The following is a 16057-nucleotide window of genomic DNA, read 5'->3' on the forward strand; positions in this document are numbered from 1 at the left end:
TCGCCTGAAACCCGCGTGCGGCGTCGAACAAGACGAACGAGACAACTCCACACATCGCAGAAATCGATCTATGGCTTTCAACGTAACGCTCCGGCAAAGCGGCCGGCAGTTTCAAGTAGAACCCGACGAACCGGTCCTGACCGCCGCGCTGCGCCAGGGCATCGGCCTGCCGTACGGCTGCAAGAACGGCGCGTGCGGCTCGTGCAAGGGCGCCGTCGTGAGCGGTGAAGTCGAGCAGGCGCCGCATTCTTCGTCGGCGTTGTCGAACGACGAGAAGACCCGCGGCATGGCCCTCTTCTGCTGCGCGACCGCGCAGACCGACCTCGAAATCGACGTGCGCGAAGTCGCGGGCGTCGGCGACGTGCAGGTGAAAAAGCTGCCGTGCCGTGTGAATGCGCTCGAACGCCGTGCCGACGATGTCATCGAACTGAAGCTGCAACTGCCCGCGAACGAGCGCCTGCAGTATTACGCGGGCCAGTACATCGAATTCATCCTGAAGGACGGCAAGCGCCGCAGCTATTCGATGGCGAGCCCGCCGCATCACGAAGGCCCGCTCGAACTGCACATCCGCCACATGCCCGGCGGCACGTTCACGGATCACGTGTTCGGCGCGATGAAAGAGCGCGACATCCTGCGCTTCGAGGGCCCGCTCGGCACGTTCTTCCTGCGCGACGAATCCGACAAGCCGATCGTGCTGCTGGCGTCGGGCACCGGCTTCGCGCCGATCAAGGCGATCATCGAGCATGCGGTGTTCAAGAACCTGAACCGCCCGATGACGCTCTACTGGGGCGGCCGCCGCAAGAAGGATCTCTACATGATGGAGCTCGCCGCGCAATGGGCGAAGGACATCCCGAACTTCACGTTCGTGCCGGTGCTCTCCGAACCCGACGCCGACGACAACTGGACGGGCCGCACGGGCTTCGTTCATCGCGCTGTCATCGAAGATCTGCCAGACTTGAGCAGCTATCAGGTGTACGCGTGCGGCGCGCCCGTGATGGTGGAATCGGCGCAGCGCGATTTCACGCAGCATCATCGCCTGCCGGAAGACGAGTTCTACGCGGATTCGTTCACGAGCGCGGCGGATCTGGCGCATCCCGTGTGATGTTGCACGTAGCCCGCACGCGGACAAAAAATCCGCGTGCGCGGTTTACAGGCAGCAACCGCTTAACGTATCCTTCGCGAATGATCAAAATCCTGAACGCACTTCGACGTCGCCGCTCGCCGCTTCCCTAGGGATGCCGCTGGCTCGTCATGCATTGCGCTCACGGTTCGGTTTGTTCGAAGCGTACGAAATGAAGCCACGGAAATCCGTGGCTTTTGTTTTTTCCGCATCGTTTTCCTCTTTCTCTCGCACTAGCCTTCGTGGAGCCCGCTGTCATGAATTTCAATGAGTACCCCGTTGATTCGCTGATGTACATCACGAACCGTCCCGAGATCGTGTTCACGCACGGCAAAGGTTCCTGGCTCTACGACAACACGGGCAAGCGCTATCTCGACTTCATCCAGGGCTGGGCCGTCAACTCGCTCGGCCACTGCAACGAAGGCATGATCGAGGCGATGGAAAAGCAGGCGCGCACGCTGATCAATCCGTCGCCGGCGTTCTACAACGCGCCGATGGCGCAGCTCGCCGGGCTCCTCACCGCGAACAGCTGCTTCGACAAGGTGTTCTTCGCCAACAGCGGCGCCGAAGCGAACGAAGGCGCGATCAAGCTCGCGCGCAAGTGGGGCAAGAAGTTCAAGAACGGCGCGTTCGAGATCATCACGTTCGATCACAGCTTCCACGGCCGCACGATAGCGACGATGTCCGCGAGCGGAAAGGCCGGCTGGGACACGATCTACGCGCCGCAGGTGCCGGGCTTTCCGAAGGCCGATCTGAACGATATCGCCTCGGTCGAGAAGCTCATCAGCGAGAAGACCGTCGGCGTGATGCTCGAGCCGATCCAGGGCGAAGGCGGCGTGATTCCCGCGACGCGCGAGTTCATGCAGCAACTGCGCGAACTGACGAAGAAGCACAACATCCTTCTGATCGTCGATGAAGTGCAAAGCGGCTGCGGCCGTGCGGGGACGTTGTTCGCGTACGAGCTGTCGGGCGTCGAGCCGGACATCATGACGCTCGGCAAGGGCATCGGCGGTGGCGTGCCGCTCGCGGCGCTGCTGTCGAAGGCCGATGTCGCGTGCTTCGATGCGGGCGATCAGGGCGGCACCTATAACGGCAATCCGCTGATGACGGCAGTCGGTTACTCGGTGATCTCGCAGCTCGTGGCGCCGGGCTTCCTCGAAGGCGTGCGCGAAAAAGCTGCGTATCTGCGCCAGGAACTGCTGAAACTCTCCGACGAGCGCGGCTTCAAGGGCGAGCGCGGCGAAGGCCTGTTGCGCGCGTTGCTGCTCGATAGCGACAAGGGTCCGCAGATCGTCGAGAAGGCGCGCCTGATGCAGCCCGACGGCCTATTGCTCAACGCCGCGCGTCCGAACCTGCTGCGCTTCATGCCGGCGCTCAACGTGACGAAGGACGAGATCGATCAGATGATGACGATGCTGCGTTCAGTGCTCGATTCGCTGTGATCATCCGTACGTTCGATGCAGGCGATCGCGATGCGGTGATCGCCCTGTGGCGCGATGTGTTTCCGGAGTACGCGGATGCATCGCGGCCGCAGCGCGATCCTGCGTTGTCGATCGCCAACAAGATGAAGATGCAGCCGGAGTTGTTTTTCGTCGGTGCGCTCGATGACGAGGTCATCGGCACGGTGATGGCCGGTTACGACGGTCACCGCGGGTGGGTGTATTCGCTGGCCGTCACGCCATCGCTTCGTGGGCGCGGTTATGGCCGCGCGTTGATGATGCACGCGGAAGCTGTGTTGGCGAAACTTGGCTGTCCGAAGGTGAATCTGCAGATTCTGTCCGTTAAAACCGAGTTGCGTGGGTTCTATGAAAAGCTCGGGTATCGGATGGATGAAGTCGTAAGTCTCGGCAAGCGGCTTTGAATAGCGCTTCGATTGAGTCGGCTCGGGTTCGGAGGTCGCCGGATCCCGTTTTTGTGTCGGTTTATTAGCACTGCCCCTCCCCGGGGCGGGGGTCACTTTCTTTGCTGCTGCAAAGAAAGTAACCAAAGAAAGCAGCTCGTCTAGGCCCGCGGTCACACGCACGTTGGCTATGCTTGCCAGCCCGCGGTGGCACTCGCCTAAGTGTCGCCCTCACAGGCCCAATCGGGCTTGGCTCGCGCACGGTCTGACAAGCTAGTTGTGTTAGGGCGCTGGTTCAGCACCAAATAGTTTCGGCACAGCGCTACGCGCTGCCGTTGGGTATGCAAGGGAAACCATCGAAGAAGAAGCGTACGCACACCCGATTGACCCATCGGCCGCGTAGCGGGCTGGAGCTATTTGGTGCTGAACCAATGAAGCACGCGGCGCGATGACTCAGACCGTGCGCGGTCCAGGCCCCGCGAGACCTTCGAGGGCACTCGCTACTGCCGGGCCATTAGGCCAATCGCCTGTGCCGCGGCCGGTGTGAAGTGCTTAGGCTGGGGATAGCTGTTTCTTTGGTTACTTTCTTTGCAGCAGCAAAGAAAGTGACTGCCGCCCCGCACAGGGGCAGCGCCAATAGACCAACACGATAATGGGATCCGGCGGAATCACGCGTAGCCGAACGACCGCCCCTTACTCCCCCAGATAAGCCGCTCTCACCTTCGGATCATCGAGCATGACCTTCGCATCGCCGGACATCGTCACCGTGCCCGAATCCATCACATAACCGCGATTCGCGGCCTGCAACGCGAGACGCGCGTTCTGCTCCACGAGCAGCACAGTCAGACCTTCCTTCGAGATCTCCCGCACCACTTCGAAGATCTTCTCGACCATGATCGGCGAGAGCCCCATCGACGGCTCATCGAGCAAGAGCAGCTTCGGACGCGAAAGCAGCGCACGCGCCATCGCGAGCATCTGCTGTTCACCGCCCGAGAGCGTGCCCGCATACTGCGACGCGCGTTCCTTCAGACGCGGAAAGAAGCCGAACATGCGCTCGGTGTCTTTCTGGATGCCATCGGAATCGTTGCGCAGATACGCGCCCATCTGCATGTTTTCGAGAATCGACATGCGCGCGAAGATGCCGCGGCCTTCCGGCACCATCGCAAGGCCGCGCTTGAGCAGCTCATGCGTCGGCACGCCCTTGATCGACTGGCCCATGTACTCGATATCGCCGCCCGAGTACGGCTTGAGGCCCGTGATGGCCTTCATCGTCGTGGTCTTGCCCGCGCCGTTCGCGCCGATCAGCGTGACCAGTTCGCCCTGCCCCACTTCCAGATCGACACCCTTCACCGCCTGGATGCCGCCGTAGTTCACCTGCAAACCCTTGACCTTCAACATTGCGCTTGTGGTCGCCATTAGTGCACCCCCGCACCCAGATATGCCTCGATCACCTTCGGGTCCTTCTGCACGTCCTGCGGCAGACCTTCGGCGATCACCTTGCCGTAATCGAGCACCGTCATGCGGTTGCACAATCCCATCACGAGTTTCACGTCGTGTTCGATCAACAGAATCGTCTTGCCGTCCGAGCGGATCTTGTCGAGCAGACGCGTGAGTTCGACCTTCTCCGTCGCGTTCATGCCGGCGGCAGGTTCGTCGAGCGCGAGCAGCTTCGGATCGGTGGCCAATGCGCGTGCGATCTCCAGACGCCGCTGGTGACCGTACGACAGATTGCGCGACGTGTAGTCCGCGTACTGCAGCACGCCGACGTATTCGAGCAGTTCGAGCGCGCGCTCCTTGATCTCGCGCTCTTCACGGCGCTCGGCGGGCGTCTGGAACACCGCGCCGATCAGACCGTGCTTCGTGCGCACGTGCCGTCCGACCATCACGTTTTCCAGCGCCGTCATGCCGCCGAACAGGCGAATGTTCTGGAACGTGCGCGCGATGCCCGCCTTCGCCACCTGGTACACCGCCGTCGGCGTGTACGCCTGGCCATCGAGCTTGAACTCGCCCGAATCCGGCGTGTAGAGACCGGTGATCACGTTGAAGAACGTCGTCTTGCCGGCGCCGTTCGGGCCGATCAGACCGTAGATCGTGCCTTCTTCGATCTGAAGGCCCACATCCGACAAAGCCTGCAAGCCGCCGAAGCGCTTGTTGACACCCTTGACGGAAAGTCGTGTTTGCTTTTCGCTCATGTTCTGATCTCCGCCTTATGCGCGCACCGGCTTCTTGCCGCTGCGCTTCGCGATCTTCGCGATTTTGTCTTCGTGTTTCGCGGCGGGCCACAGGCCTTCCGAGCGATACAGCATGATCAGCACCATCGCCAGACCGTACAGCAACTGACGGATGACTTCGGTATCGACGATCTGATGGCCGAAGATGGCGTTCTGCAGCGGGCCCATCGTCGAGCGCAGGAATTCGGGGAACACGGCGAGCAGCACCGCGCCGAGAATCACGCCCGGGATGTGGCCCATGCCGCCCAGCACCACGCACGCCAGCACGACGATCGATTCCCAGAAGGTGAACGATTCCGGCGACACGAAGCCCTGGAACGCGCCGAACATCGCGCCCGACAGACCGCCGAACGACGCGCCCATCGCGAACGCGAGCAGCTTTACGTTACGAGTGTTGATGCCCATCGCCTTCGCGGCGATTTCATCTTCGCGGATCGCGGCCCATGCGCGGCCGATACGCGAGTGCTGCAGGCGCGTACACACCCAGATCACGAACAGCGCGCACAGCACGAACAGGTAGTAGTACATGTACACCGACGGGAACTTCATGCCGAAGAACTCATGCGTCTGCGACAGATTGAAGCCCAGCACCGTCACCGGATCGATGCCCGTGATGCCCTTCGGACCGTTCGTGATGTTCACCGGACGATCGAGGTTGTTCATGAAGATCCGGACGATTTCCCCGAAGCCCAACGTCACGATCGCGAGGTAGTCGCCGCGCAGACGCAGCGTCGGTGCGCCGAGCAGCACGCCGAAGGTCGCCGCGAGCGCCATCGCGCACGGCACGATGAGGAGGAACGGCACATGCAATCCGCCCGGCGCGAGATGCGCGATCCATTCGAATTGCGTGGTCAGTTGCGGCGACGACAGCAGCGCCGCGACATACGCGCCCACCGCGTAGAACGCGATGTAGCCCAGATCGAGCAGGCCGGCGAAACCGACCACCACGTTCAGGCCGAGCGCGAGCATCACGTAGAGCATCGCGAAGTCGAGCACGCGGACCCAGTAGTTGCCGCCCGCTGCGCCGATGACCATCGGCGCGGCGATCACGAAGATCGCGGTGATGACGCCGACGACCAGCGTCTTCGTCATGTTCTTCTCGGGGATGAGCGTCGTGGACGGCTCGATAGGTTGAATCGAAGTCATTTTTATGAGCTCCTCACACGGTCTTTAAGCGCGGTCCGCGACACGTTCGCCGAGCAGACCCGACGGACGGAACACGAGCACGATGATCAGCACGATGAACGCGAACACGTCCTGGTAGTTGGAACCGAAGACGCCGCCCGTCAGGTTGCCGATATAGCCAGCGCCCAACTGTTCGATGAGGCCGAGGAGCACGCCGCCGACCATCGCGCCGCCCAGGTTGCCGATACCGCCCAGCACCGCCGCCGTGAACGCCTTCAGGCCGGGAATGAAGCCCATGTAGAAGTGGGCGTTGCCGTATTCCGACGCGATCATCACACCGGCCAGTGCAGCCAGCGCCGAGCCGATCATGAAGGTCGCGGAGATCACGAAGTTCGGGTTCACGCCCATGAGCGACGCGTTGGCCGGGTTCTCGGCGATGGCGCGCATCGCGCGGCCGAGCTTCGTCTTGTGCACGAGGAGCAGCAAGCCGGCCATCACGATGAACGCGACGACGATGATCACGATTTCGGTCATCGAGATCACGGCGCCCGGACGGGTTTCGTCGGCGGCGATCACGTTGATCGGATCGGTCGGCAGGAGCTGCGGGAACGCCAGCGGATTGCGGCCCCAGATCATCATCGCGACGGTCTGCAGCAGAATCGACACGCCGATCGCGGTGATCAGCGGCGCGAGACGCGGCGCCTTGCGCAGCGGCCGGTACGCGACTTTTTCGATCGTGTAGCCGACAAGCGCGCAAACCACTGCGGCGACCACGAGCGCGATCGTCAGCATGATCGGTCCGGGCAAGCCGGGAACGTGATTCTGCATGACGCCGATGGCCGAGAGCGCAACCATCGCGCCCACCATCAGCACGTCGCCGTGCGCAAAGTTGATGATGCCGAGAATGCCGTACACCATCGTATAGCCGAGTGCGATGATGGCGTAGACGCTGCCAAGCACCAGACCGTTGAGGATCTGCTGGATGAAAATATCCATTTAAAGCTCCTTAGCCCCGTGCGATTCGATTACGCCTTTATCACCGGCCGATAAACCGGTGGGAAGCGAAATCTGAAGCGGCACTGCGCGTACTTTTTAAAAAACCGGTAAAGGTTGAGCGCCGATCGTCCGCCCGCCGCCGGATGAGGCTGCGAGCGTTTCACGGACGGATACGAAAACAGCGCCGCCGGATAGCTGGCGCCGCCAGACTGCCTACTGCTTGACGACGTCGAGTACGTCCTTCTTCTTATCCTTGAAGTCGTACAGCGTGATCGTCCCCGCCTTCAGATCGCCCTTGTCGTCGAATGCGATATGCCCCGTCAGACCGTTGTAGTCGGTCGAGGCGATCGCAGCGAGGACTTTGGGCGCTTCGATGGAGTTCGCACGCTTCATTGCATCGACGATCACGTACATCGCGTCATACGTGAACGGCGCGTAAATCTGCACCGGCGTGTGGAAGCGCGCTTCGTACTTCTTCTCGAAGTCCGCTCCCTTGTCCATCTTCGAAAGCGCGAGTCCCGCTTCCGAGCAGATGATGTTTTGCACGGCATCGCCGGCGAGTTCGGCCACCTTGTCGGTGCAGACGCCGTCGCCAGCGAGAATCTTCGCCTTGATGCCAAGCGCCGCCGCTTCCTTGGCGAAGGGGCCGCCCGTCACGTCCATGCCGCCGTACATCACGACGTCCGGCTGGATGCGCCTGATCTTCGTGAGAATCGCCTTGTAATTGCGGGCCTTCTCGGTGGTCGCCTCGCGCGCGGCGACCTTCACCCCGCCAGCCTGCACCGACTTCACGAATTCGTCGGCCAGTCCCCGGCCATAGGCGGACGCATCGTCCACCACGACAACCTTCTTCGCATGCAGCGTCTTCATCGCGTAGCCGGCCAGCACCGGGCCTTGCAGCGCGTCGGTCGCCACGACGCGAAACGTCGTCTTGTAACCTTGCTTCGTGTATTCGGGGTTCGTCGTCGAAGGCGAAATCTGCGCGATGCCCGCGTCGCTATAGATCTTCGACGCCGGGATCGACACGCCCGAGTTCATGTGGCCGATCACCGCGATCACATGGTCGTCGACGAGCTTCTGCGCGGCTTCGGTGCCCACGCGCGGATCGGCTGCATCGTCCAGGCCGTCGAGCACGAGGCGGATGGAATGCCCGTCGATCGTCAAACCCTGCGCGCTGATCTCTTCCAGTGCCAGACGCGCGCCATTTTCATTGTCTTTACCGAGGTGGGCCTGCAAGCCCGTCAGAGGCGCGACATGACCGATCTTCACGACGGTTGCTTCACTCGCCGGCGCGGAAGCCGGCGTGAACGCGGCCGCCACCGCGGCGGAACTCGCCGCCGACGCTGCCGTGCTCGCCCCGCCTTCGTCCTTCTTGCCGCATGCAGTTGCCATTGCAACCGCAGCCGCAATGGACACGGCGTGAGCAAACTTGAATCGCATCAAATAGGTCTCCTGCGCCTCTAAAAACAGTCGTCGTGAACGCTTCTGGCCTCAAGACGCGCGCATTGTAACGCTAAATATGAGACGAGCAATATTCTTGCGTGGCGGGGTTTTCCAGCATTGCAACCACCATTTCCCGGCTATTTTTCCGCAAAAGCGCAACCGGGTTGCGATTCGATTTTGTGCAGTAGTTGCACCATAACGAAAACAGGTTTATTCGGCCGGAATGCCAGGGTTACGTTTGCTTTTCGGATTTACGGGCAAACCCTTAAGCGATTTAGAAGAAAACGCCTTATTGGCGCGCGCCCTCGAACGGTGCACAAGCTTCGTTTCGTATCTCGCCCAAGGGTTCCTTTTCGCGCGTCGCGCGGCTTTATTTCGGGCGAAAAAAAAGCGCCCGGAGGCGCTTTTTCTGAAGACTCTGCCGGATTCATTGCGGCAACGACAGCCCACGCGGCAGCGGAAACGAGATCGTCTCCTCGATGCCTTCGAGCGAGCGCACGTTGCGCACGCCGAGTTCGCGCAAGCGCGCGATCACGGCCTGAGCCAGCACTTCCGGCGCCGATGCGCCCGCCGTCACGCCGATGCGCTTCTTGCCCTCGACCCAGCGCGGATCGATCTGCGTCGGCGAATCCACCATATAGGCGGGAATGCCGCGCTTCTCGGCGACTTCGCGCAGGCGGCTCGAATTCGAGCTGTTCGGGCTGCCGACGACGATCACGACATCGCATTGCGGCGCGAGAAACTTCACCGCGTCCTGGCGGTTCTGCGTCGCATAGCAGATGTCCTGCTTCTTCGGTTCCTTGACGTCCGGGTACTTGCTCTTGAGCGCGTCGATGATCGCGGAGGCGTCGTCGACCGAAAGCGTCGTCTGCGTAACGTACGCGATGCGCTGCGGATCGGGCAGATCGAGCTTCAGCACGTCCTCAATATCCTCGACGAGATGCATGCCCTCGCCCGACTGGCCCATCGTGCCTTCGACTTCCGGATGTCCCTTGTGGCCGATCATCACGATGTCGAAGCCCTCCTGACGCATCTTCGCGACTTCGATGTGCACCTTGGTCACGAGCGGGCAGGTTGCATCGAACACGCGCAGGCCGCGCGCCTCGGCTTCGCCGCGCACCGCCTTCGAGACGCCGTGCGCGCTGAAAATCAGCGTGGCGCCTTCGGGCACGTCCGACAGTTCTTCGATGAAGATCGCGCCTTTCTTGCGCAAATCCGCGACGACATAGGCGTTATGGACGATCTCGTGACGCACGTAGATGGGCGCGCCGAACAGCTTGATCGCGCGCTCGACGATTTCGATCGCGCGATCGACGCCCGCGCAGAACCCGCGCGGCTGCGCGAGCAGGATTTCGACGTCGGTCTGAACTTCGTTGAGGCTTTCAATCATGGTTACAAAATTCCGATGATTTTCACTTCGAAGACGAGCGCCTGGCCCGCGAGCGGGTGGTTGAAGTCGAACAGCGCCGCGGTCTCGCCGACTTCCTTCAGCACGCCCGCGTAGCGTCCGCCGCCCGGCGCGTTGAATTCGACGAGATCGCCGGGAGAAAAATCCTCGCCGATCATGCTGTTTTCGCGCAGCGTCGCGAGCGACACCCACTGGACGAGCTCCGGATTGCGCGGCCCGAACGCCTGATCGGGCGTTAGCTGAAAGGTCGAATGGTGGCCGACCTTCAGGCCCAGCAAAATCTCTTCCAACGGTTCCGCGAGCTGGCCTGCACCGAGCAGGAGCGTCGCGGGCTTGTCCGTGAACGTGTTGACGATGTCAGCACCGTCGGCGAGCGCGAGCCGGTAATGAAGCGTGACGTGCGAACCGGGTTTCACCTCGGAGATATCGATGATGCTCATGAGTATTGGATGTGGCCGTTCGTTTGAAGGCAGGGCGCGGGCCCGGCATGGGGCGGCTCTTCGGCGCGAGGCAGCGAACCGCGCGGCGCCGGTGCGAACCGGACGCCAAAACCGCTATTGTAAGACAGAGTTGTGTCGTGACGCGTCACGCGGCCGTGTCCTGCGTGCGCCGGCACGCGCGACAAGACGTCCCGGAGGGCCGCGATGAACGCCGATCTGCGACTCGTGACGGCGCCCGCCTCGCCCGACGACGACATCGCCAAGGTCGCGCCCTTCATGTCCATCCGCAAATGGGCGCGCGCCGATCGTCCGCGCGAGCGCCTGCTCGATACCGGTCCCGCATCGCTGTCGGACGCAGAACTGTTCGCATTGTTCCTGCGCACCGGCGTCTCCGGTGTGACGGCTGTCGATGTGGCGCGCCAGCTCTTGCGCCGCTTCGGATCGCTGCGCGGCGTGCTCGACGCGTCGGCCGTGGAGTTGCGCGAGCAGCATGGTATCGGGCCGGCTCGCGCCGCGACCCTTCTGGCCGTTTCCGAACTCTGCCGACGAGCGCTCGCGGAGAAAGCGCGCGATCGTGAGCTATTGAACGCGCCGGGCGCGGTCGAGGACTATCTGCGGCTCTTGATCGGCACGCGGCCGTACGAGGTGTTCATCTGCCTGTATCTGGACGCGCGTCATCAGTTGCTGCACGCGGAAGAGTCCGCGCGCGGCTCGCTCACGCGCGTCGCGGTGTATCCGCGCGAGATCGTCCGGCGCGCGCTCACCCTGAACGCGGCGGGGCTCATCGTCGCGCATAATCATCCTTCAGGCGGCGTCGATCCGAGCGCGAACGACCGGCGGCTGACCAAGACGCTGCAGGACGCCCTGACGCTGATCGATGTGCGGCTGCTAGATCACATCGTGGTGGCCGCGAACGAGGTGTTCTCGTTCGCGCGGCACGGCTGGCTGTGATCGAAAGGACCATAAATGGTTTGATATTGCAGCGTTTTTCCTGTTACAATCCGCGTTTGCTTTTCTCAACCCACCTGTTCTGGGTACGGTTCATCTCAGGATGAACTGAGCGCAGTCCTCATTGGCATAACCGTGCTGCCAAGTCCCCGATCGGCAAATTGGGCGATAAGAGGCATCGAACTGGAAGCGAGTGCTTCGATTCGAGCGTTCCACTCGGACTTAACGTGTATTTAGGAGTGTCCTCATGGCACGCGTATGCCAAGTAACTGGGAAAGGCCCGATGTCGGGCAACAACGTTTCCCACGCAAACAACAAGACCAAGCGTCGTTTCCTGCCGAACCTGCAGAACCGCCGTTTCTTCGTTGAAAGTGAAAATCGCTGGGTCCGTCTGCGCGTCTCGAACGCCGGCCTGCGCCTGATCGACAAGAACGGTATTGACGCCGTGCTCGCAGACCTGCGCGCACGCGGTGAAATCTAAGGAGCACGCAAATGGCCAAGGGCGCACGCGACAAGATCAAGCTGGAATCGACCGCAGGCACGGGTCACTTCTACACGACGACCAAGAACAAGCGCAACATGCCGGAAAAGATGCTGATCAAGAAATTTGATCCCGTCGTCCGCAAGCACGTTGAGTACAAGGAAACCAAGATCAAGTAACTCTTGATTTCGAGATTCCTGTACGAAGACAGCAAAAAGCCCCGCAAACGCGGGGCTTTTTGTTTTTCGGCGCTCTTTTCACGCGCTTTACACACGATCGTGCGGGGGTTTTCGCTGTCACCGAGTGTTCATGCGGGTTATGCTTGCCGGCTATCGAAGAGAACACGGACGGAGAACCGGCAGCATGAATTTCGATGTAGCGATCGTAGGGAGCGGACTCGCGGGTCTGAGCGTCGCGCTTAATCTGGCTGAAACGCGGCGCGTCGCGATCCTCGCGAAGCGCGCGGTGAGCGTCGGCGCGAGCGATTGGGCGCAGGGCGGCATCGCGGCCGTGCTGGATTCGGCCGACAGCGTCGACAACCACGTCGACGATACGCTCGTGGCCGGCGGCGGCCTGTGCGACGAAGCCGCGACGCGCTTCATCGTCGAGAATGGACGCGCGGCGATCGAATGGCTCATTAACGAAGGCGTGCCCTTCACGCGCGATGTCTCAGCCGAACTCGGCTTCCATCTGACGCGCGAAGGCGGCCATAGCCATCGACGGATCATCCACGCGGCGGACGCGACCGGCCACGCCGTCGTCACGACGCTCGGCGAACGCGTGCGCAATCATCCGAACATCACCGTACTCGAAGATCATTACGCGATCGATCTGATCACCTCCGACCGTCTCGGGCTGCCGGGGCATCGCTGCCACGGACTCTACGCGCTCGATCTGAACAGCGGCCGCACCGTGACCATTCAGGCGCCGCACACCGTCCTCGCGACGGGCGGCGCGGGCAAAGTCTATCTCTACACGACGAACCCCGACACCGCGACCGGCGACGGTATCGCGATGGCGTGGCGCGCCGGCTGCCGGGTCGCGAACATGGAGTTCATCCAGTTCCATCCGACGTGTCTTTTTCACCCCTACGCGAAGTCGTTCCTCATCTCCGAGGCGGTGCGCGGCGAAGGCGGTGTCCTGCGCCTGCCCGACGGAACGCGTTTCATGCCCGCGCACGACGAGCGTGCCGAACTCGCGCCACGCGATATCGTCGCGCGGGCGATCGATTTCGAAATCAAGAAGCGCGGCATCGACTGCGTGTATCTCGACATCAGCCATCAACCGCGCGCATTTCTCGAAGAGCACTTTCCGACGATTCTCGCGCGCTGCCGCGAATTCGGCATCGATATCACGAAGCAGCCGATTCCGGTCGTGCCCGCCGCGCATTACACGTGCGGCGGCGTCGTCAGCGATCTCGCGGGGCGCACGGACCGTCCGGGGCTGTATGCGGTCGGCGAGACGTCGTACACGGGTCTGCACGGCGCGAACCGGCTTGCGAGCAATTCCCTGCTCGAATGCCTCGTGATCGGCCGCGCGGCCGCGCAAGCGATCGAAGCCGACGGATTCTCGAACGGCTGTCACGCCGAATTGCCCGACTGGGACGAAAGCCGCGTGTCCGATCCGGACGAGGAAGTCGTCGTCGCGCACAACTGGGATGAACTGCGGCGTCTGATGTGGAACTACGTGGGCATCGTGCGCACGGACAAGCGCCTCGCGCGCGCGCAACATCGGCTTGCGCTCTTGCGCGACGAGATCCACGAGTATTACGCGAACTTCAAGGTGAGCCGCGATTTGCTTGAGTTGCGCAATCTCGTCGATGTGGCTTCGCTGATCGTCGAAAGCGCGTGCTCGCGGCGTGAGAGCCGCGGTCTGCACTACAGCCGCGATTGGCCCGAGACTTTGCCGAAGGCGCTGCCGACGGTGCTGATGCCGCCGGTCGCGCGCCGCACGAGTATTTAAAGCAACCGCATCGAGAAATCGGTCGCGCGCACGTCTTTCGTGAGCGCGCCGATCGAGATGCGATCGACGCCGGTTTCCGCGATCGCGCGGACCGTGTCGAAGTTCACGCCGCCCGACACTTCGAGCAACGCGCGGCCCGCCGTGATGCGCACGGCATCGCGCATCGTCTCGAGCGTGAAGTTGTCGAGCAGGATCGATTCGGCCCGATGCGCCAACGCCGTTTCGAGTTGCTCCAGCGTTTCCACTTCGATCTGAATCGGCACGCCCGCACTCAGCGCGAGCGCCGCGTCCATCGCCGCGCCGACACCGCCCGCCGCCGCAATGTGGTTTTCCTTGATCAAAATGCCGTCGTAGAGCGCGAGGCGCTGGTTCGCGCCGCCGCCCACGCGCACCGCGTACTTCTGCGCGAGCCGCAGGCCCGGCAGCGTCTTGCGCGTATCGAGAATACGCGCGCGCGTGCCTTCGATCGCCTCCACGTAACGGCGCGTCGCGGTCGCGACGCCCGAGAGCAGTTGCAGGAAATTGAGACCGTTGCGCTCCGCCGTCAGCAGCGAACGCGCGGGGCCGTTGAGCAGCACGACCGGCGAATTCGCGGCCATGCGATCGCCTTCGCGATACTTCCATTCGACTTCGATCGACGGATCAACGCGACGCATCACTTCATCGAACCACGGCACGCCGCACAGCACCGCTTCCTCGCGCACGATGATGCGCGCGGTGCGTCGCGCGTCGGCGGGCACGAGACGGCCAGTGTGATCGACAGCGCCGACATCTTCATCGAGCGCAGCGACGACATTGCGCACGAGCGCCGCGTCGAACGCCTGGCCGTACTGGGCGCGGACCTCGTCGAAAAGCGGGGACACTGCCATCACGCGGCCCCCACATTCGTGAACAAGGTCGCGTCTTTCGCCAGATCGCCGCTCGCCTGCACGCGCTTCTTGTGACGCGCGGCGAAGTCGAGCATGCGGTCGATCGGCACGCGCGCGCGCTGCCCGATGGCCGGATCGACGTGGATTTCGTTGTGACCGCGTTCCAGGACATCGGCGAGGTTCGCGAGGCCGTTCATCGCCATCCACGGGCAGTGCGCGCAGCTTTTGCAGGTCGCGCTGTTGCCGGCGGTCGGCGCTTCGATGAAAGTCTTGCCCGGCGCGGCGAGCCGCATCTTGTGCAGGATGCCGAGATCCGTCGCGACGATGAAACGCTTCGCGTCGAGCTTCACGGCGGCATCGATCAGTTGCGTGGTCGAGCCGACCACATCCGCGAGCGCCACGACCGCTTCCGGCGATTCCGGATGCACGAGGATTTTCGCGTCGGGATATTCGTTACGGAGCAGGTCGAGTTCGATGCCCTTGAACTCGTCGTGGACAAGACATGAACCCTGCCACAGCAGCATGTCCGCGCCGGTCTTCTTCTGGATGTATCCGCCGAGGTGACGGTCCGGCGCCCAAAGAATCTTTTCGCCGCGCGCGTGGAGATCGGCGACGATCTCCAGGCCGATCGACGAGGTAACCATCCAGTCCGCGCGCGCCTTCACGGCAGCGCTCGTGTTCGCATACACGACGACGGTACGGTCCGGATGCGCATCGCAGAACGCGGAGAACTCGTCGGCGGGGCAGCCGAGATCGAGCGAACACGTCGCGTCGAGATCGGGCATCAGCACGCGCTTGTCCGGACTCAGGATCTTGGCGGTCTCGCCCATGAAGCGCACGCCCGCGACGACCAGCGTCTTCGCTGCGTGATCACGTCCGAAACGCGCCATTTCCAGCGAATCGGCGACGCAGCCGCCGGTTTCATCGGCCAGTTCCTGCAGTTCGGCATCGACATAATAATGCGCGACCAGAACCGCCTCCTCCCGCTTCAGCAGTGCGCGAATGCGTTCCTTCAACTCGCGCTTCCGCTCGGCCGACGGTGCGTCCGGCACGCGTGCCCACGCCTCGCCCACCCCACACGTCAGGCCTTGGGGCCGGTCGTACTCGACGCTCCTGATCGCTTCCATGTCTCCTGTCCCCACTCGCTGCTCAAGCAAAACGAAATGCGAAAATCGGCCGCCCAAAACAAAAGAC

The 16057-nt window shown here is 62.5% G+C and carries 16 protein-coding genes; 7 read left to right on the forward strand and 9 right to left on the reverse strand.

Annotated features, from left to right (window positions below; genetic code table 11):
* Nucleotides 1-70 precede the first annotated feature (70 nt).
* The 3 genes from IAG25_RS25535 (at nt 71) to IAG25_RS25545 (ending at nt 2981) form a co-directional block, all read left to right on the forward strand.
* Nucleotides 71-1102: a CDP-6-deoxy-delta-3,4-glucoseen reductase gene (locus IAG25_RS25535; protein WP_187607325.1), complete on the forward strand. Its 1032-nt coding sequence runs from the start codon at nt 71-73 to the stop codon at nt 1100-1102.
* A gap of 275 nt (nt 1103-1377) precedes the next feature.
* A complete protein-coding gene (locus IAG25_RS25540) occupies nt 1378-2562 on the forward strand; it encodes an acetylornithine transaminase (RefSeq protein ID WP_187607326.1) in 1185 nt (394 codons plus the stop codon).
* Nucleotides 2559-2981 carry a GNAT family acetyltransferase gene (locus tag IAG25_RS25545; RefSeq protein ID WP_187607327.1) on the forward strand — a complete coding sequence of 141 codons (423 nt, stop codon included), beginning with the start codon at nt 2559-2561 and terminating at the stop codon, nt 2979-2981. The genes IAG25_RS25540 and IAG25_RS25545 overlap by 4 nt, the downstream gene beginning before the upstream one ends.
* A 672-nt stretch (nt 2982-3653) precedes the next feature.
* Here IAG25_RS25545 and IAG25_RS25550 read toward each other — a convergent pair.
* The 7 genes from IAG25_RS25550 to IAG25_RS25580 form a co-directional block, all read right to left on the reverse strand.
* Nucleotides 3654-4358, reverse strand: coding sequence for an ABC transporter ATP-binding protein (locus IAG25_RS25550; RefSeq protein ID WP_008351154.1), 705 nt, complete (start codon nt 4356-4358; stop codon nt 3654-3656).
* 17 nt (nt 4359-4375) lie between these two features.
* Nucleotides 4376-5152, reverse strand: a complete 777-nt coding sequence (locus IAG25_RS25555; RefSeq protein ID WP_035497906.1) for an ABC transporter ATP-binding protein — start codon at nt 5150-5152, stop codon at nt 4376-4378.
* Nucleotides 5153-5167: 15 nt separating this feature from the next.
* Nucleotides 5168-6337, reverse strand: a complete 1170-nt coding sequence (locus IAG25_RS25560) for an ABC transporter permease subunit (RefSeq protein ID WP_187607328.1) — start codon at nt 6335-6337, stop codon at nt 5168-5170.
* A gap of 24 nt (nt 6338-6361) precedes the next feature.
* Entirely contained in the window at nt 6362-7312 is a 951-nt protein-coding gene (locus IAG25_RS25565) for a branched-chain amino acid ABC transporter permease (RefSeq protein WP_035497904.1), read from the reverse strand.
* Between the two features lie 213 nt (nt 7313-7525).
* A complete protein-coding gene (locus IAG25_RS25570; protein WP_187607329.1) occupies nt 7526-8752 on the reverse strand; it encodes a branched-chain amino acid ABC transporter substrate-binding protein in 1227 nt (408 codons plus the stop codon).
* A gap of 430 nt (nt 8753-9182) precedes the next feature.
* Nucleotides 9183-10145: a 4-hydroxy-3-methylbut-2-enyl diphosphate reductase gene (gene ispH, locus IAG25_RS25575; RefSeq protein WP_187607330.1), complete on the reverse strand. Its 963-nt coding sequence runs from the start codon at nt 10143-10145 to the stop codon at nt 9183-9185.
* Between the two features lie 2 nt (nt 10146-10147).
* Nucleotides 10148-10603 carry an FKBP-type peptidyl-prolyl cis-trans isomerase gene (locus IAG25_RS25580; RefSeq protein WP_035497901.1) on the reverse strand — a complete coding sequence of 152 codons (456 nt, stop codon included), beginning with the start codon at nt 10601-10603 and terminating at the stop codon, nt 10148-10150.
* A 276-nt stretch (nt 10604-10879) separates the two neighbouring features.
* On the opposite strand from IAG25_RS25580, the gene radC reads away from it, so the two are divergent.
* From radC to nadB, 4 genes are all read left to right on the forward strand, one after another.
* Nucleotides 10880-11554 (forward strand): RadC family protein, encoded by a 675-nt coding sequence (gene radC / locus IAG25_RS25585; RefSeq protein WP_255503932.1) that lies wholly within the window; start codon nt 10880-10882, stop codon nt 11552-11554.
* Between the two features lie 244 nt (nt 11555-11798).
* A complete protein-coding gene (gene rpmB / locus IAG25_RS25590; protein ID WP_008351171.1) occupies nt 11799-12032 on the forward strand; it encodes a 50S ribosomal protein L28 in 234 nt (77 codons plus the stop codon).
* A gap of 11 nt (nt 12033-12043) precedes the next feature.
* The gene (gene rpmG / locus IAG25_RS25595) at nt 12044-12211 is read left to right on the forward strand and encodes a 50S ribosomal protein L33 (RefSeq protein WP_007180630.1); all 168 of its coding nucleotides are present in this window, start codon (nt 12044-12046) and stop codon (nt 12209-12211) included.
* Between the two features lie 184 nt (nt 12212-12395).
* Nucleotides 12396-13994 (forward strand): L-aspartate oxidase, encoded by a 1599-nt coding sequence (gene nadB, locus IAG25_RS25600; protein ID WP_187607332.1) that lies wholly within the window; start codon nt 12396-12398, stop codon nt 13992-13994.
* Here nadB and nadC read toward each other — a convergent pair.
* Together nadC and nadA are read right to left on the reverse strand one after the other, a co-directional pair.
* Entirely contained in the window at nt 13991-14863 is an 873-nt protein-coding gene (gene nadC / locus IAG25_RS25605) for a carboxylating nicotinate-nucleotide diphosphorylase (protein ID WP_187607333.1), read from the reverse strand. The genes nadB and nadC overlap by 4 nt on opposite strands.
* Entirely contained in the window at nt 14863-15990 is a 1128-nt protein-coding gene (nadA, locus tag IAG25_RS25610; protein ID WP_187607334.1) for a quinolinate synthase NadA, read from the reverse strand. The genes nadC and nadA overlap by 1 nt, the downstream gene beginning before the upstream one ends.
* Between the last annotated feature and the right edge of the window lie 67 nt (nt 15991-16057).

Source organism: Caballeronia sp. EK, assembly GCF_014384845.1.
GTDB lineage: Bacteria > Pseudomonadota > Gammaproteobacteria > Burkholderiales > Burkholderiaceae > Caballeronia > Caballeronia jiangsuensis.

What these genes read in the sequence shown, in the direction of transcription:
- IAG25_RS25570 (WP_187607329.1), bottom strand. Translation starts at nt 8,752, where the DNA reads ATGCGATTCAAGTTTGCTCACGCCGTGTCCATTGCGGCTGCGGTTGCA.
- rpmB (WP_008351171.1), top strand. Translation starts at nt 11,799, where the DNA reads ATGGCACGCGTATGCCAAGTAACTGGGAAAGGCCCGATGTCGGGCAAC.
- IAG25_RS25555 (WP_035497906.1), bottom strand. Translation starts at nt 5,152, where the DNA reads ATGAGCGAAAAGCAAACACGACTTTCCGTCAAGGGTGTCAACAAGCGC.
- radC (WP_255503932.1), top strand. Translation starts at nt 10,880, where the DNA reads ATGTCCATCCGCAAATGGGCGCGCGCCGATCGTCCGCGCGAGCGCCTG.
- IAG25_RS25560 (WP_187607328.1), bottom strand. Translation starts at nt 6,337, where the DNA reads ATGACTTCGATTCAACCTATCGAGCCGTCCACGACGCTCATCCCCGAG.
- nadC (WP_187607333.1), bottom strand. Translation starts at nt 14,863, where the DNA reads ATGGCAGTGTCCCCGCTTTTCGACGAGGTCCGCGCCCAGTACGGCCAG.
- rpmG (WP_007180630.1), top strand. Translation starts at nt 12,044, where the DNA reads ATGGCCAAGGGCGCACGCGACAAGATCAAGCTGGAATCGACCGCAGGC.
- ispH (WP_187607330.1), bottom strand. Translation starts at nt 10,145, where the DNA reads ATGATTGAAAGCCTCAACGAAGTTCAGACCGACGTCGAAATCCTGCTC.
- IAG25_RS25540 (WP_187607326.1), top strand. Translation starts at nt 1,378, where the DNA reads ATGAATTTCAATGAGTACCCCGTTGATTCGCTGATGTACATCACGAAC.
- IAG25_RS25580 (WP_035497901.1), bottom strand. Translation starts at nt 10,603, where the DNA reads ATGAGCATCATCGATATCTCCGAGGTGAAACCCGGTTCGCACGTCACG.
- IAG25_RS25535 (WP_187607325.1), top strand. Translation starts at nt 71, where the DNA reads ATGGCTTTCAACGTAACGCTCCGGCAAAGCGGCCGGCAGTTTCAAGTA.
- IAG25_RS25550 (WP_008351154.1), bottom strand. Translation starts at nt 4,358, where the DNA reads ATGTTGAAGGTCAAGGGTTTGCAGGTGAACTACGGCGGCATCCAGGCG.
- nadA (WP_187607334.1), bottom strand. Translation starts at nt 15,990, where the DNA reads ATGGAAGCGATCAGGAGCGTCGAGTACGACCGGCCCCAAGGCCTGACG.
- nadB (WP_187607332.1), top strand. Translation starts at nt 12,396, where the DNA reads ATGAATTTCGATGTAGCGATCGTAGGGAGCGGACTCGCGGGTCTGAGC.
- IAG25_RS25565 (WP_035497904.1), bottom strand. Translation starts at nt 7,312, where the DNA reads ATGGATATTTTCATCCAGCAGATCCTCAACGGTCTGGTGCTTGGCAGC.